The following is a 14,388-nucleotide window of genomic DNA, read 5'->3' as shown; positions in this document are numbered from 1 at the left end:
ATGCCGTTAGGAAGGGGGCGTCCATTCCATTACCACAGCGTTATGAGCCAGCCTTTATGATTGGCTTAGATATCTACACATCTGCAGTGAAAACAAAACCCAAGAAAATGAGGTTTCTGTGGTGAGCGGGCTTGCCCCGCGCTGGGGCGCGAAGCGGCCCCCAAACCAAGCGCCTCGGTGTGCCAGATAAAAACACAGTGTATGAAGTGGGGCTGCTTCGCAGCCCAGCGCAGGGCAAGCCTGCTCACCACAGCGCTATATCTCAGCCTTTATGATTTGCTTAGATATCTACACATCTGCAGTGAAAAAAACCCGAGAAAATGAGTTTTCTGTGGCGAGCGGGCTTGCCCCGCGCTGGCGCGCGAAGCGGCCCCCAAACCAAGCCCCTCGGTGTGCCAAATAAAAACACAGTGTCTGGAGTGGGGCTGCTCCGCAGCCCAGCGCGGGGCAAGCCTGCTCAGCACAGCGTGATGAGCCAGCCTTTATGATTGGCTTAGATATCTACACATCTGCGGCGAAAACAAAACCCGAGAAAATGAGCTTTCTGTGGTGAGCGGGCTTGCCCCGCGCTGGGCTGCGAAGCGGCCCCCAAACCAAGCGCCTCGGTGTGCCAGATAAAAACACAGTGTATGAAGTGGGGCTGCTTCGCAGCCCAGCGCAGGGCAAGCCTGCTCACCACAGCGCTATATCTCAGCCTTTATGATTTGCTTAGATATCTACACATCTGCGGTGAAAAAAACCCGAGAAAATGAGTTTTCTGTGGTGAGCGGGCTTGCCCCGCGCTGGGCGCGAAGCGGCCCCAAAACCAAGCCCCTCGGTATGCCCGATAAAACCACAGTCTCTGGAGTGGGGCTGCTTCGCAGCCCAGCGCAGGGCAAGCCTGCTCACCACAGCGTTATGAGCCAGCCTTTTCGATGACGCAGGCAGTTCAAACCTGCTTACTGAACAGGCCGCAACAACTGCATCTGCTGGCGATAGTCATCCGTCACCTGTCGCGCCTGGCTGCTGCTGGTGATCACCCTCGGTGTAATCAGCACGATTAATTCCGTGCGGTCCTTGGACTTGCTGGTGTTGCCGAACAACCAGCGCAATCCCGGAATTTTCCCCAGGTAGGGCACTGCACTGACACTTTCGGCGTTGTCCTGTTTGATCAAGCCGCCGAGCAGCACCGTCTGCCCGCTCTGCACCGCCACTTGGGTCGAGACCGAGCGTGTGGAGATGCGCGGATTATTTTGCGTGTCGCTGTTGGCGGCCTGGTCCTGGGCGTCGCTGACCTGCTGCTGAATGTCCATGTACACCAGGCCGCCCGGATTGATGCGCGGCACCACGTCGAGGATCACACCGGTCTGCACGTATTCGACGCTGCTCAACGTGGTGTCGGAGGTGCCGGTGTTGACCGTGGTCTGGCTGATGGGGATGTTGTCGCCCACTTGGATCTGCGCCGGTTGGTTGTTCATCACCACCAGCGACGGCGCCGACAGCACTTGGGTACGGCCGTTGGTTTCCAGGGCGTGCAGGGCCACTTGCAGGTTGGAGCTGACGAAGGAATAGAACAACGAATCCGTCGCCCCCAGCCCTGCCCCGCCACCGCCCAGCGCACCTTGGCTACCGGCGGCGTTGGCCACGGTGGTGCTGGTGGAATTACCGGCCAGGCGCCCCAAGTACCACTGCACGCCCAGGTCCAGTTCACCGGTGAGTTTGACTTCGAGGATGCGCGTCTCGATCTGTACTTGCAGCGGCGGGTTGTCGAGGCGTTTGATCGCCGATTCGATCTCTTTCCACTGCACCGGGCGCGTGCGTACCAGAAGTTGGTTGCTGCTCTTCTGCGCGGTGATGCGGGTGCCGGCGTCGAGGCTTTTGGTCGGGGCGCCTTCACTGGCGTCCTGGGCGGTGCTGTCCTGATCGGCTTCGGGCTCCTGCTCTTCATCCTCCGCGGCGGGTGGGTTGTTATTGAAGTTGTTACTCAAGCCGCCCGGCGTGCTGCCGGAGGTGCTGTTGGTGCCGGGGGATGACAGGGTCGCGGTGCGCAGGCCAGGGGCGACTTTAGCCGGGGCGTCGTCCTTGATCGCGCCCGTGCCGTAGATCTGTCGCAAGTACTTGGCCAGGTCGGTGGCCTTCATATTGCGCACGTCATACACGTACATCTGCGGCTCGTTGCCGCCGCCCTCATCGATGGTGTGAATCCAGTCGCCGACTTCGCTGAGGTACTGCGGCTGCGACGAGATCGCCACCACCGAGTTGGTCCGCTCGATCGGCAGGAAGCGCACCATGCCCGCCAACGGCATGCCACTGTCGGGGCCGAACATTTTTTGCAGCTCAGGCATCAGCTCCGCCACCGAGGCACGTTGCAGGCCGAACACTCCAACGGACATGCCTTTGAGCCAGTCCACATCGAAGGTGTCGATGGTGTCCTGATAGTTGGCCAACTCTTCCGGAGTGCCGGCCAGGCTCAGTACGTTGCGCGCCGGGTCCACCAGCAAAAATGCGTTCTCGCGGGCGAATGGCTTGAGCAGTTTCTGCATCTCGGTGGCCGAGATATAGCGCAACGGAAACAGCCGCGCCGACAGCCCGCTGGACGGCTGTGCCACGCGCATCTGCGGCACCAGTTTGCCCGCCACCGCCTGGCTCGCCGGCAGGATCACATAACGGTTGCCCTGCTGGATCATGGCATTGTCGGTCCAGGACAACAGGGTTTCGAGGATCGACAACGCCTGCTGCTTATTCACCGGCTTGGAGGTGGAAAAGCTGACAGTGCCTTTCACGCCCTGGGCGATGCTGTAGTTCTCGTGCAGCAGGTCGCCCATCACGCTGTTGATCACCGCTTCGATGGGCTGGTCGGCGAAGTTGAACACGATGTCGCCGCCGCTCTCCTCGCGACCGGCGGGTGCGGCGCTTGGGGGGCGAACGAAGGACTGGTTGCCACGGATCAACTGGCGCTGGGGTGGGGTTTTCGCGCTGGGTTGGGGATTGTCGAGCGGTGCCTGTTCCGTTGTCGGGTCCACCGGCGGGCGTTGCGAACCGGTGCCTTGCAACGCTTCGTGCAACAGCGCCGGGTCGGCGTCCAGGTGCTCGGGAAAGGTCCCGCAGCCACCGAGGGTGACGGCGGTGGCCAGGCAAAACGCAGTGGTGCGCAAAGCGCCAGGGAAAGTATCGATCAAGGGGTGGACTCGTGAGGAAGGGTAATCGGGGGCGTCATGGACGGCGGCGGCAAACGCGGGGTTTTGAGGCTCAGGGTTTGCGTGCGGCCATCCAGCACAAAACGGGCGTCGCGTGGGGTGAGCTGTTCGAGTCGCCAGCCGTTGGGCAGGGTCTGACCCTGGTGGACTTTGAGCGGCGGGCCATCCGCGCGCTTGAGCAGCGCCACCCGCACGTTGCCGTCCAGAAGGACGCCGGTCAGCACCAGGCTCGAAAAGCCGGACACACCGGCCTGACCGACAGCGCGGTCAGGGCTGCGATCCGGGCTGAACAGTGGCGCCTGCCAGGTGCCGGCCAGGCTGTCGAGACTTGCACTCGGTGCATTCAGCACCTTGGGCGCGGCCTGGGTACGCGCATCCGGCGCTGGCGCCGGCAGCCATTGGGGCGCGTCGCCGATGCTGCTGAGAATGCCGGCCATCAGCAGGCCCAACAGCGCGGCCACGCCGAGCAATACCCATTCGAGGGGGCGCAATACACTGATCATGGCTGCACCTGCCGCGCGCTCGCCGGTTGCAGGTAGCCGCGCACCAACAGGTGCACCACCAGCTTGCCGGCACCGCCACTGACCGGCGCGCTCGGCGCGCGGCGAATGCTCATTTCATCAACGAACAGAAACGGCCGCTGGTATTCCAGCTCGTACAGAATCGCGGTCAACGGCTCGATGGCGCAATTAAGCGTGAGGCTGACTTTAACCTGGCGATAGGGCTCGCTGTCGTCTTGTTCCGGGGTGATCGGCATGCGTTGGGTCAAGCTGCAACCGCCGCCGACAGTGGCGCGGCTGTTGATCAGGTCGGCGATGCGTTGCATCAAGTCGGCGGCCACCGCGCTGGGGTCATCGCCGGGCAATAGGCTGGTGCTGCTGGTGGGGTCCTGGCGCGCCTGCTCCAACTGTTGGCGCAGGCTGTCGGCCTGGCGCAGTACCCCGGCGTAGCGTTGTTGTTGCTCGCGTAACTGCTCGGCTTGCTCGCCCATAGCGCGCAAGGGGCCGGCGAACCAGCTGTCGATCAACAGCCAGTACACGGCGCCGAGTACCAGAGCCAGGCCGATCAGGGCGGCGCCACGGCGTTCACGGGGTGTCAGGGGTCGGCGCATCAGCGGCCTCCTGGTGCAGGTGGGCGCGCAAGGAAAACTGATCCTTGCCGGTTTGCGCATCGGGTTGGATCACCCCTTCGAACTGGGCGTTTTCCAGGCTGCGGCAGCCTTTGATCCGAGTGATCAGCGCGCTGGCCTTGGCGCTTTGGCCGGAGAAGGACACCTCGGCACCGTCGCCGACTTCCAACTGGTCGAGCCAGGTGTCGGGCGGCAGGCACGCGGTCAGTTCGTTGAGCAGCGCCGACAGCGGCGGTTGCGCCATTTTGCGGCGGATCAGGTACTGCGCGGCGCCGCGGGTATTAAGCAGTTGCTGGCGCAACGCTTGAACGTCGGCCACTTGCGCTTTTTGCTCGCGCACGCTCTGCTGCATGGCCTCCAAAACCCGTTGACGGTCATCGAGCCACAGCACCATGGCGCCGATCATCAAGGCGCCGCACAGCCACGGCAGGCTGCGCTGCAAGCCCTTGCCGGCTGGACGCTGACGGCGGCGCAGCGGCAGCGGCAACAGGTCGACGCCAAGGGCGTTGCCCCCAGCGTCCTGCACATCCACGGCATGGGGCTGCAACCCCAGGGCGGCGCAGTCGCTGAGGATCTGGTCCAGACGCTCACGTAAAATCGCCACCACGGTCACGTCGACATGGGTCGGCATGCGGCGCTCCTGGCGGGCGACGAAGTACAGTTGGTCCGCATCGAACGGGGTAAAGCGATCCAATTCATAACCCACCACCGTGGACAGATTGCGCGCCGTCGCCGGCGGCAGCCGCAGGGTTTGCATCAGCACCGCCTGCGGAGCCAGCAACAGCACCTGGCGCACCTCCCCCACCACTGGCGGCACGGCGGCGGTCAGTGGCCAGTGGTAGAGCCGGTCGGGGATATCGTGCAGCGACAGCCAGCGCGGCAGGCAGCCACGCAGTTCCTTGAGCCACAGTCGCCAGCCCTGTTGCAACAGGCTGCCACGCCAGCGCTGGGCGATGGGCGCCGTAAGCGGTTGCAGGCGCGCCGCGAGGAAGTCATTCATTCTTGCCAACGGAGTACTCGATAAGGTTGGGCGCTGCCTTGCGCGGGGCTCAATAACACGGTGGCCTGCAACCGGGCGTGGTAGCCGCCGGGCCGTTCGGCGTGGCTGTCGATCACCAACACCTCACCGGGGTCGGCGCCCACCGCGCTCAGGTGCGGCAGGTTCAGGGCAAGGCGCATCAGGGCGCTGGCAAAGGCTGGGTCAGGCCGGTCGAGGCCGCTCCACAGGCTGATCTCGGGTACGAGTGCGCTGTACAGCGCCTGGGTCATGCCCGGTAATTGACGCAGTTCTTCCACCACGCGAAACGGCGCCAGGCCCTGGTTACGACGCACCTCCAGGTCCCGCGCCACTTGGTTGGCCTGGGCCTGGCTGGCACCACAGGCCAGGGCCAGGCGGGCAAAATCGGCCACCTCGGCGCTGTTCAAATACAACTTGCCGCGCTCGCTGCGCAGGCTGACGCGCAGCTGCGCATCGTCGAATACCAATGGGATTTCGCGCCCATCGGCGATCCACTGTTTGCGCTGCAACGGGTCGGCGAACGCCTGCATCGCCAGGGCGATACCCGCTTCGGCCGCGAGCACCGCCTGGGTGTGCTGGCGATGCCACGCCGCCTGACGCGTTTCCAGTTGCACCCAACCGGCCAGGCCGCCCAGCAGCAGGCTGAGCAACGCCAATACCCACAGCACCAGCAGCAACGCGACGCCGCGTTGATGACGGATCATTCCGCGGCCCCGCTGGATAGGTTCAGGCGCAGCGCAATCACTTGGGTCACCCACGGCACCGGGCCGTTGACCCGCGCGGCGATCCGCACCGTCTGGGGCAAGCGCCGCGACCATGGCCAGTCACTGAGCCAGCCGGTCGGCTGGCCCTTGGGCGACAAGCCGCGATAGCTCAATTGCAGGTCTTCGACATCGCTGAGCAACACCTGCGGCTCGCCGCGTGAGGCCGGCACACTGACCTGGGCCGGCGACTCAAACCGCGCGAACGCCACCTGCAAATCGCGCTGCGCCTGGTCGCCGGTCAACTGCAAGGTAAAGCGCTGGATGCCGCCGCCGAGCACGCCGGGCAGGGTTGCGACAAACTGCATGCGCTGGGCGCTGCCGACAAAGAAGCCATCGGTCTGGCTGTCATCCTCGGTAACATCCAAGGGCAGCGCCTCGCTGATCGACGTACGCAGAAACTGCTGCGCCGCGCGTATTTCATCCAGGCTTAGCGTGTACCGCTGTGCCTTGAGCACCGCGCGATTGGCCCCCAGCAGCGCGCCCCCGACCAGCACCAGCAGCACCCCCAGCAAGCTGATGACGATAAGAATTTCCAGCAAGGTGAAGCCCTGTTGTCGCGTGTTCACAGGCTCGCTCCGCGCAATTTCAAGGTGCTGAATTGCGCGCTGCGCGGGCCTTCGCTGACGGTCAGGTCGAGGCGAAACAAATGCGGCTGGCCGAGGCGTCCGGGTTGTTGGGCGATACGCAACTGCCAGGCGATGCCGTCCAGTTCGCCCTGGCGCACGCCGTTGGCGAGGGGCCCGGAGGCTTCCTGGTCCATCACGCTAAGGGCGGCGTGGCTGAGGCGGTCGCTGTGGGTCACTTGCAGCAACGAACGTGCGCTTTGGCCAAAGGCGACCAGCAGCACCGTGCTGCACAGGGCCATCAACAGCAGCGCGGCGAGCATTTCCAACAAGGTGAAACCGCCTTGTTTTTTCATGGCAACGCCTTGGATTGCACGCTGCCGGTCAGCCAGCCGATATCGATGCGCCAACGCCGCGTGCCGTGGGCCAGTAGCAGATGACCGCCGGTGGAGCTGCCGTCGGGGTAGAACTCAATCGCGGAGCCGGCCTGCTCGGCGGTGTGCAGGGTCACTTGCAGCTCGGCGGGCCAGTGTTTGGGTGGGCGATCCGGAGCTTGGAAGCTGAGTGTGTTCAAGTCGAACAGCGTGCTTTGCGTGGCGCCGCTGACAATCGCCCGCGCCCGCGTGCTGAGCAGCGCTTCAACCATCTGCCCTACCACCTGGCGTTCCTTTGCCGCGCGCAGGCCCTGTTGCAGGCCAAACCCAACCAAGCCGGCCGCGACGCTGATCAGTACGATCACCACCAGCATTTCCAGCAGGGTAAAGCCGCGTTGGCGGGCGGGCATGGGTTATTCCCAGTTGCCCAGGTCGGCGCTGTAACCATCGCCGCCGGGCTGGCCGTCCTGGCCGTAGAAAATCAGGTCGAAGGCGCCGTGTTCGCCGGGGAAGCGGTAACCGAAGGCGTGGCCGAACGGGTCTTTGAGGTCCGACGGTTTGGCATACGGACCGGCCCACCCGGCGCTGTTGGCGGGTTTGTCGACCAGTTGCTGCAAGGTCTTGGGCGGCGAGCCGACGTCCAGGCCATAGCTTTCGATCTTCATGCTCAGGCTGGCCAATTGGGCCTTGCCCGCGCCGTACTTGCCCTTGTCCACGTTGCCGCCGACCTGGCGCACCACGATGGTCGCGACGATGCCCAGCAGCACGATCACGGCGAGCATTTCCAGCAAGGTAAAACCGCCCTGGCGGCGGGCGGGTTTGAATCGGGTATGGCGCATGGGAGTGGGTCCTTATGGGTTCATATATTGCTGGTCAGGCTCATCAGCGGCAGCATGATCGCCAGCATGATCACCGCCACCAGCACCGCCATGACCACGGTCAGCGACGGCACCAGCGCGGCCAGCAAGCGGTCGATGCCGCGCTTGGCTTCGACGTCGAACACATCGGCGACCTTAAGCAACATGCCGTCCAGGTCGCCGGCCTGTTCGCCGACTTCAATCATTTGCAGGGCCAAGTCCGGTAGCAGCGGCTCGGCGCCGAACGCACTGGCCAGGGTGCCGCCGCCCTTGACCGACTCGGCGGCCTGGGCCACCTGGGCTTGCAGGGCGCGGTTGGTGCAGACCTGCCGCGCAATCACCAATGCTTGCAGCAAGGCCACGCCGTTGCTGAGCAAGGTGCCGAGAGTGCGCGCCAGGCGTGCGGCTTCGACCCGTTGCAGCAACGGGCCGATAACGCGCAGGCCGAGCACGCGACGGTCATAGCGTTCGCGGCACTGGGGGTCGCGCAGACGCGCGGCCAGGACCCAGACCGTTACGATCAGGCCGGCCAGCACGGCTAATCCATAGGCGCCGAGAAACTGCCCAAGGCCCAGAATCACTTCGGTGATCAGCGGGATCGGCACGCCAAGGTCTTTGAAAATCGGCACGAATTGCGGCACCACATAGGCCAGCAGCAGCGCCAGGGAACCGAGTACGCCGACCACCAGAAACGCCGGATAGATCAGTGCGTTGATCACTTCGCCTCGCAGCAACTGGCTGCGTTCCAGGTAGTCGCTGAGTTGACGCAGGGTGTTTTCCAGGGCCCCGCCCGCCTCGCCGGCGCGCACCATGCTCAGGTACAGCGGCGAGAACTGCCCGCCCTCTGCTTCCAGGGCTTTGGATAACGGCTGGCCGGCCTTGACCTGTTCGCGGATGCGCTCGATCAGCGCGCGGGTCTGCGGTTGGCCGGGTTGCTTGAGCAGAATGCCAAGGGCGCGCTCCAAGGGTTGCCCGGCGCCGAGCAACGTGGCCAGTTGCTGGGTAAAGCTGACCAGGGCGGCGCCGTTGAGCTGGCCACGGCCCAGGGCTTTATGCAGGCCACTGAGGCCCGCTGGCTCGACCTGCAGCACCAGCAGGCCGCGCTTTTGCAGCAGGGTCACGGCAGTGGGTTGATCCTTCGCGTCGAGGGTGCCGTTGTGCGGCGCACCCTGAGCATCGAGCGCGCGGTATTTGAACAGGCTCACGTGCCCTCCCCACGCGTGACGCGCAGCACTTCTTCCAGCGAGGTGATGCCGGCCAGCGCCTGGCGCAAGCCTTCTTCGTGCAGGGTACGCAGGCCGCTGCGGCGCGCCGCATGTTCGAGGGTGGCAGCGTCGGCCTGGCGCATCAGCAGGCTGCGCAGTTCGTCATTCATCACCAGCAATTCGGTGATGGCGCTACGGCCGCGATAACCACCAGTGCCGGGGCGATAGAGCACAATCGGACGTCGGTCCGTCAGGCGATCCAAGCCATGTTCCGCGATCAATTCAGGCGGTGCTTCGAAGGCTACGCGCGTGGCCGGGTCCAGGCGGCGCACCAGGCGCTGGGCGAGGATGCCGTTGACCGTCGAGGCGATCAGGTAGCTCTCCACGCCCATGTCCAGCAGGCGCGTGATACTCGCCGCCGCGCTGTTGGTGTGCAGGGTCGACAGCACCAGGTGCCCGGTCAACGACGATTGGATCGCGATGCGGCAGGTCTCCAGGTCGCGGATCTCGCCGATCATGATCACGTCCGGGTCCTGACGCACGATAGAGCGCAACGCACCGGCAAAATCCAGGCCGATGGCGGGTTTGACCTGGATCTGGTTGATGCCTTCGAGTTGGTATTCCACCGGGTCTTCCACGGTGATGATCTTGCGTTCGGCGGTATTGAGCCGCGACAGCGCGGTGTACAACGTGGTGGTTTTTCCCGAGCCGGTCGGGCCGGTGACCAGCAGAATGCCGTGGGGCCGCTCCAGCACATCGAGAAAGGTTTGCAGGCGCTCGCCGTCGAAGCCCAGGCTCTGGAAGTCGAAGCGTACGGTCTGGCGGTCGAGCAAACGCATCACCACCGACTCGCCAAAACTGGTGGGCACCGTGGACACGCGCAGGTCCAGTTCCTTGCCCTGGATGCGCAGCATGATGCGCCCGTCCTGGGGCAGGCGGCGCTCGGCGATGTCCAGGCGCGCCATGATCTTTACTCGGGAAATCACCGCCGCCGACGAGCTGGACGGCGGCGCTTCGGCGTCATGCAGCACGCCATCGATGCGGTAGCGCACCTTGAGTTGGTTCTCGAACGGTTCGATATGGATGTCCGAGGCGCGCTGCTCGACGGCGCGTTGCAGGATCAGGTTGACCAACCGTATCACCGGCGCTTCGGAGGCCATGTCCTTGAGGTGTTCGATGTCTTCCAAGGCGCCGCCCTGCTCATCGAGGTTTTCGATCAAGGTGCCCATGGTCGAACGGCCCTGGCCGTAATAGCGCTCGATCAAGGTATCGACTTCGGTGCGCGGCCCCACCGCCAGCCACACCGGCACCCCGCAGGCATAGGCCAGGGCCTGGAAAGCGTAGCGTTGCGCCGGGTTGGCCGACAGCACCGTCAGCCCGCCTTCTTGCCACCCCACCGGCACCACTTGGTAATGACGCATAAAGCGCTCGGTCAACACCGGTAACGGATCGAGCAGCGCGGGCGCGGCCTCGGCCAACAGCAGCGGCGCGCCGAGCAATTGAGCCCAGGCGCGCGCCAGTTCGACTTCGGAAACCAGCCCCAGACGCGTGAGCAGGCCGAGCAAATCGTCGTCGGCGGACGCCTGAGCCAGACGGCGAGCACGCTCCAGATCGACGGTTTTCAGGCCGGCGTGCCGCATCAGCCAGGCGCAGACTTGGTCGGTCTCCGGGAGGGGGGTCTGGCAGGCATCGATGGGCGTTGAAGGGTTGGACATGGGTGACGGTCTGAGGGGCTATCTGAGGGGCTATGTTCATAAGGCCTGTGGGAATGGCGCTTGCCATCTCCCACAGGCGACCGGCTTTCCCGTTAGTTCGAGGTTTTCGGCGCGGCCTGGTGGCTGCTGTTCAGTGGGCGACCGCCCTTGGTGGTTTCAGCCTTTTGTTTCTTGGCGGCTTTGGCATCGTGGGTCTGGGTCAGCACCGTGGAATCGGCAGCGCCAGACTGGGCATCTGCATCGGTGGAGTCGGCGGCCATGGCCGCGCCACTCAATGCAACGCCCAGCACAATACCGGCACCCAACAGGGAAACTTTCATAAATATTCTCCAGATAAAAACAGCGTTCGGCTCAAGCGGCGCCTTGACTAAGTTCAAGACCCTACACCAAAGCAGGAAGTGTTACAGCCTGTATGAAACATGGCACTTTAGAACTATCGGGCAACGCCATTAGTTCGCCATGACTGCATATATTTTCTTAAACCAATCGACTTGTAGGTTTAGCGTAAGTTCCAAAGCGTAAGAAATTATTTCTTATTTTGCGCAAAAAATAGCTTTTATTTGACTTATAAGCGCAAGAATTGCCTTAATTGTGACGTTTTTGCGATTCAAAATGCCATCGCGTGATATCGCATAGACACCATCCACAAGAATAATCAATACAATTTCCAACTAATACATTCGCGAATTTCGCCAAGTAGTTGCAATTAGCCATCGGCTAAAAATTGCGATCAGGGGCAACTATTGCCCTTAAAAAAGTGATGAGTGCGCAGAAAACACTGTTGTTTAACGCGCCTATTGATTGAACTGTTGTTGTCGGAGAAACCCATGAGTAAACGCAAAAAGATCGGTGCGCAGTCGGCGCTCGCCCTGCTGGCCCTGGCTGTGTCCCAAGTGCATGCGGGCACCAGCCCGGCGCTGGACGAGGGCCGAATGAGCCGCGCGGAAACAGCGGCGGATAAAACCCTGGCGAAGATGACCATGGAGGAAAAACTCGCCTACATCGGCGGTATCGGTGGCTGGGACGTCAAACCCCTGAGCCAGTACGGCATTCCACAGATCCACGGCGCCGACGGTGGCGTGGGCGTGCGCTACACCAGCGAAGGCAATGCCCAGGGCGTGGTGTACCCGTCGGGCCCGAACCTGGCAGCCAGCTGGAACCCGCGCCGCGCCATCGACTTGGGCCGGGCGCTGGGTTATGACACTGCCAGCGGCGGCTACCAGTTCGTCACCGGCCCCGGTGTGAACCTGTACCGCATGCCGTACAGCGGCCGCGCGTTCGAGTACCTGTCCGGTGAAGACCCGTTCCTCGGCGCCAGCCTGGGTCCTGCGTTGATCAACGGTATCCAGTCCCGTGGCGTGTGGGCCAATGCCAAGCATTTCGCCGCCAACGATCAGGAAAGCAACCGCTTCCACCTCAATGAAATCATCAGCGAACGCGTGCTGCGCGAGATGACGTTGCCGCCGTTCGAATCCGCGTCCAAGAACAGCAAAGTCGCGATGATGATGTGCGCCTTCCAGAAAGTGAACGGCGAGTTCGCCTGCCAGAACAAGCACCTGATGCACGACATTCTGAAAACCGAATGGGGCTATCCGGGCTTTGTGCAGAGCGACTACAACGCGGTGGTCGATGGCTTGCCCGCAGCCCAGGCCGGCACCGATCTGGACATGATGGGCTACCAGATGAACAGCACGGTGCTCAAGCCGTACCTGGACAGCGGCGAACTGAGCAGCGCGACCATTGATGACAAAGTGCGGCGCATCCTCAAGCAGATCTACCTGTACAAGTTCGACAGCAAGGCGCCGTTGACCAGCCACAATATGAACAGCGCCACCAGCAACCGCGTGGCGCTGAATGCCGCGCGCGAAGGCATTGTGCTGCTCAAGAACCAGAACAACCTGCTGCCGCTGGATGCCAAGAAGGTCAAGCGCATCGCCGTGGTCGGCAGCCTCGCCAAGTACGCGCCGCCCACCGGTTTCGGCAGTGCCAACGTAATGGCAGCCAACTACATCAGCGAGCTGAGCGGCCTGCAGCAATTGGCGCCGGGCGCCAAGGTGGAGTTTATCGACGGCCTGTCCCTGGACCCGGCCACCTCGACCTGGACCCACGCCGACAGCGACGGCAACCCCGTCAAGGGCCTGAAGACCGAGTTCTTCAGCAACGCCAACTGGTCCGGCGACCCGGCCGCGCGCCGCACGGACCAGCATGTCGACCTGGACTGGTCCACCGACAGCCTGCAGGTCAATGGCGACACCGCCGCCACATCCATCCGCTACAGTGGCCAGATTACCCCGACAGTCAGCGGCGAGCAGGTGTTCAAGGTGCGCGCCGACGGTGCGGTGCGCCTGTACGTGAACGGCCAGAAAGTCCTCGATAACGGCGACGGCAAGCCGCTGCCCAACAACAGCATCCCGCCGACCATTCCGGTGTTTGCCAAGGTCAAGCTGGAGGCCGGCAAACCGGTCGACATCAAGCTGGAATACTCGCGTCGCAATGGCTACCTCTCGACCATGGGCGGCCTAGTGGGCGTGCAGATGAGCTGGGCTTCGTTGGTGGCGCCAAAGGACCTGGCCAACTACGACGCGGTACTGGTCGCGGCCGGTAACAGCAACGAGTACGAAGGCGAAGGCTTCGACCACAGCTTCGATCTACCGGAATATCAGAACCTGCTGATCCAGAGCATCGCCAAGGTCAACCCGAACACCGTCATCACCCTGCACGGCGGCACCGGGTTGAAGATGAGCGACTGGGTCGATCAAGTGCCGGCCGCGCTGCATGCGTTCTACCCTGGACAGAACGGTGGCCAGGCGTTGGCGGAGATCCTGCTGGGCAAGGTCAACCCGTCGGCCAAACTGCCGATCAGCATCGAACGCAATATCGAAGACAACCCGATCTACGCGACCTTCCCCAAGTTCGACAACCAGGAAACCCTGGACGAGATGAGCTACAAGGACGACCTGTTCCTGGGTTATCGCGGCTACGAGAAAAAGGGCATCAAACCGCTCTACCCGTTCGGCTACGGCTTGTCGTACACCACGTTTGGCTACAGCAATATCAGCGTCACCCCTGGGGTGGCGGTGGCCGGTGCGCCGATCAAAGTCTCGTTCGACCTGGCCAACACCGGCAAGGTGGGCGGCGCCGAAGTGGCGCAATTGTATGTGGGGCAGAACAACCCGAAAGTCGAACGCGCGCTGAAGGAACTCAAGGGCTACAAAAAAGTGTTCCTCAAGCCGGGCGAAAGCAAGCGCGTCACCATCGAGCTCAATGACCGCTCGCTGGCCTACTACGACGTGGCGAGCAAGCACTGGGTGGTGGACGCCGACAGTTTCACCCTGTCGGTGGGCGCGTCGTCCCAGGACATTCGCCTGAACGCCAAGCTGGTCAACCCGTTCCGCCAGGAACTGTCGACCGGCACCAGCAACCCGCTGCCACGTTCGGCGCTGAACTCGACGTTGCGTGAATCGACGGTCAAGACCGGCGGCGTGCTGCATCAAAACCAAGGCGACAGCGGCACCAGCGACGGTGATGGCTATGACATGAGTGATGACAGCAGCCAGGGCAGCGCTGCAGGTAACTGATCCAGCGCG

13 protein-coding genes are annotated in these 14,388 nt (G+C 63.1%); 1 reads left to right on the top strand and 12 read right to left on the bottom strand.

From position 1 onward, the window contains the following. Nucleotides 1-938 precede the first annotated feature (938 nt). The 12 genes from gspD to K1567_RS26395 all read right to left on the bottom strand — a co-directional run bounded on the left by gspD (nucleotide 939) and on the right by K1567_RS26395 (nucleotide 11,121). Nucleotides 939-3,158, bottom strand: coding sequence for a type II secretion system secretin GspD (gspD, locus tag K1567_RS26450; protein WP_047882623.1), 2,220 nt, complete (start codon nucleotides 3,156-3,158; stop codon nucleotides 939-941). Then, nucleotides 3,155-3,679, bottom strand: a complete 525-nt coding sequence (locus K1567_RS26445; protein ID WP_034098993.1) for a general secretion pathway protein GspN — start codon at nucleotides 3,677-3,679, stop codon at nucleotides 3,155-3,157. The genes gspD and K1567_RS26445 overlap by 4 nt, the downstream gene beginning before the upstream one ends. After that, nucleotides 3,676-4,287: a type II secretion system protein GspM gene (gene gspM / locus K1567_RS26440; protein ID WP_047882625.1), complete on the bottom strand. Its 612-nt coding sequence runs from the start codon at nucleotides 4,285-4,287 to the stop codon at nucleotides 3,676-3,678. The genes K1567_RS26445 and gspM overlap by 4 nt, the downstream gene beginning before the upstream one ends. After that, on the bottom strand, nucleotides 4,262-5,305 hold the full coding sequence (locus K1567_RS26435; RefSeq protein ID WP_034098995.1) for a type II secretion system protein GspL: 1,044 nt from the start codon (nucleotides 5,303-5,305) through the stop codon (nucleotides 4,262-4,264). Before K1567_RS26435 ends, gspM begins: the two co-directional genes overlap by 26 nt. Next, on the bottom strand, nucleotides 5,302-6,027 hold the full coding sequence (locus K1567_RS26430; RefSeq protein WP_220698999.1) for a general secretion pathway protein GspK: 726 nt from the start codon (nucleotides 6,025-6,027) through the stop codon (nucleotides 5,302-5,304). The genes K1567_RS26435 and K1567_RS26430 overlap by 4 nt, the downstream gene beginning before the upstream one ends. Further along, nucleotides 6,024-6,653: a prepilin-type N-terminal cleavage/methylation domain-containing protein gene (locus K1567_RS26425; protein ID WP_034098998.1), complete on the bottom strand. Its 630-nt coding sequence runs from the start codon at nucleotides 6,651-6,653 to the stop codon at nucleotides 6,024-6,026. Before K1567_RS26425 ends, K1567_RS26430 begins: the two co-directional genes overlap by 4 nt. After that, entirely contained in the window at nucleotides 6,650-7,006 is a 357-nt protein-coding gene (locus K1567_RS26420) for a prepilin-type N-terminal cleavage/methylation domain-containing protein (protein WP_034111052.1), read from the bottom strand. The genes K1567_RS26425 and K1567_RS26420 overlap by 4 nt, the downstream gene beginning before the upstream one ends. Next, entirely contained in the window at nucleotides 7,003-7,434 is a 432-nt protein-coding gene (locus K1567_RS26415; protein ID WP_220698998.1) for a type II secretion system protein, read from the bottom strand. The genes K1567_RS26420 and K1567_RS26415 overlap by 4 nt, the downstream gene beginning before the upstream one ends. 3 nt (nucleotides 7,435-7,437) lie before the next feature. Then, nucleotides 7,438-7,863: a type II secretion system major pseudopilin GspG gene (gene gspG / locus K1567_RS26410; protein WP_034111054.1), complete on the bottom strand. Its 426-nt coding sequence runs from the start codon at nucleotides 7,861-7,863 to the stop codon at nucleotides 7,438-7,440. Between the two features lie 20 nt (nucleotides 7,864-7,883). Then, nucleotides 7,884-9,086, bottom strand: a complete 1,203-nt coding sequence (gene gspF, locus K1567_RS26405) for a type II secretion system inner membrane protein GspF (RefSeq protein ID WP_169903928.1) — start codon at nucleotides 9,084-9,086, stop codon at nucleotides 7,884-7,886. Continuing rightward, nucleotides 9,083-10,801: a type II secretion system ATPase GspE gene (gene gspE / locus K1567_RS26400; RefSeq protein ID WP_220698997.1), complete on the bottom strand. Its 1,719-nt coding sequence runs from the start codon at nucleotides 10,799-10,801 to the stop codon at nucleotides 9,083-9,085. The genes gspF and gspE overlap by 4 nt, the downstream gene beginning before the upstream one ends. A gap of 92 nt (nucleotides 10,802-10,893) precedes the next feature. Continuing rightward, on the bottom strand, nucleotides 10,894-11,121 hold the full coding sequence (locus tag K1567_RS26395) for a hypothetical protein (RefSeq protein WP_034099010.1): 228 nt from the start codon (nucleotides 11,119-11,121) through the stop codon (nucleotides 10,894-10,896). 507 nt (nucleotides 11,122-11,628) lie between these two features. Between K1567_RS26395 and K1567_RS26390 the strand changes: the two genes are divergently transcribed. Next, entirely contained in the window at nucleotides 11,629-14,379 is a 2,751-nt protein-coding gene (locus K1567_RS26390) for a glycoside hydrolase family 3 C-terminal domain-containing protein (RefSeq protein ID WP_220698996.1), read from the top strand. Nucleotides 14,380-14,388 lie beyond the last annotated feature (9 nt).

The sequence above is a fragment of the Pseudomonas sp. S5F11 genome, assembly GCF_019641515.1.
Classification (GTDB): domain Bacteria; phylum Pseudomonadota; class Gammaproteobacteria; order Pseudomonadales; family Pseudomonadaceae; genus Aquipseudomonas; species Aquipseudomonas rhodesiae.
The sequence above is the reverse complement of the archived record's forward strand: the minus strand, read 5'-3'. Positions and strand labels throughout refer to the sequence as shown.

Coding starts and splice junctions, on each gene's coding strand:
- K1567_RS26435 (WP_034098995.1), bottom strand. CDS start 5,305: ATGAATGACTTCCTCGCGGCGCGCCTGCAACCGCTTACGGCGCCCATC.
- K1567_RS26430 (WP_220698999.1), bottom strand. CDS start 6,027: ATGATCCGTCATCAACGCGGCGTCGCGTTGCTGCTGGTGCTGTGGGTA.
- K1567_RS26395 (WP_034099010.1), bottom strand. CDS start 11,121: ATGAAAGTTTCCCTGTTGGGTGCCGGTATTGTGCTGGGCGTTGCATTG.
- K1567_RS26445 (WP_034098993.1), bottom strand. CDS start 3,679: ATGATCAGTGTATTGCGCCCCCTCGAATGGGTATTGCTCGGCGTGGCC.
- K1567_RS26390 (WP_220698996.1), top strand. CDS start 11,629: ATGAGTAAACGCAAAAAGATCGGTGCGCAGTCGGCGCTCGCCCTGCTG.
- K1567_RS26415 (WP_220698998.1), bottom strand. CDS start 7,434: ATGCCCGCCCGCCAACGCGGCTTTACCCTGCTGGAAATGCTGGTGGTG.
- gspE (WP_220698997.1), bottom strand. CDS start 10,801: ATGTCCAACCCTTCAACGCCCATCGATGCCTGCCAGACCCCCCTCCCG.
- K1567_RS26420 (WP_034111052.1), bottom strand. CDS start 7,006: ATGAAAAAACAAGGCGGTTTCACCTTGTTGGAAATGCTCGCCGCGCTG.
- gspG (WP_034111054.1), bottom strand. CDS start 7,863: ATGCGCCATACCCGATTCAAACCCGCCCGCCGCCAGGGCGGTTTTACC.
- gspM (WP_047882625.1), bottom strand. CDS start 4,287: ATGCGCCGACCCCTGACACCCCGTGAACGCCGTGGCGCCGCCCTGATC.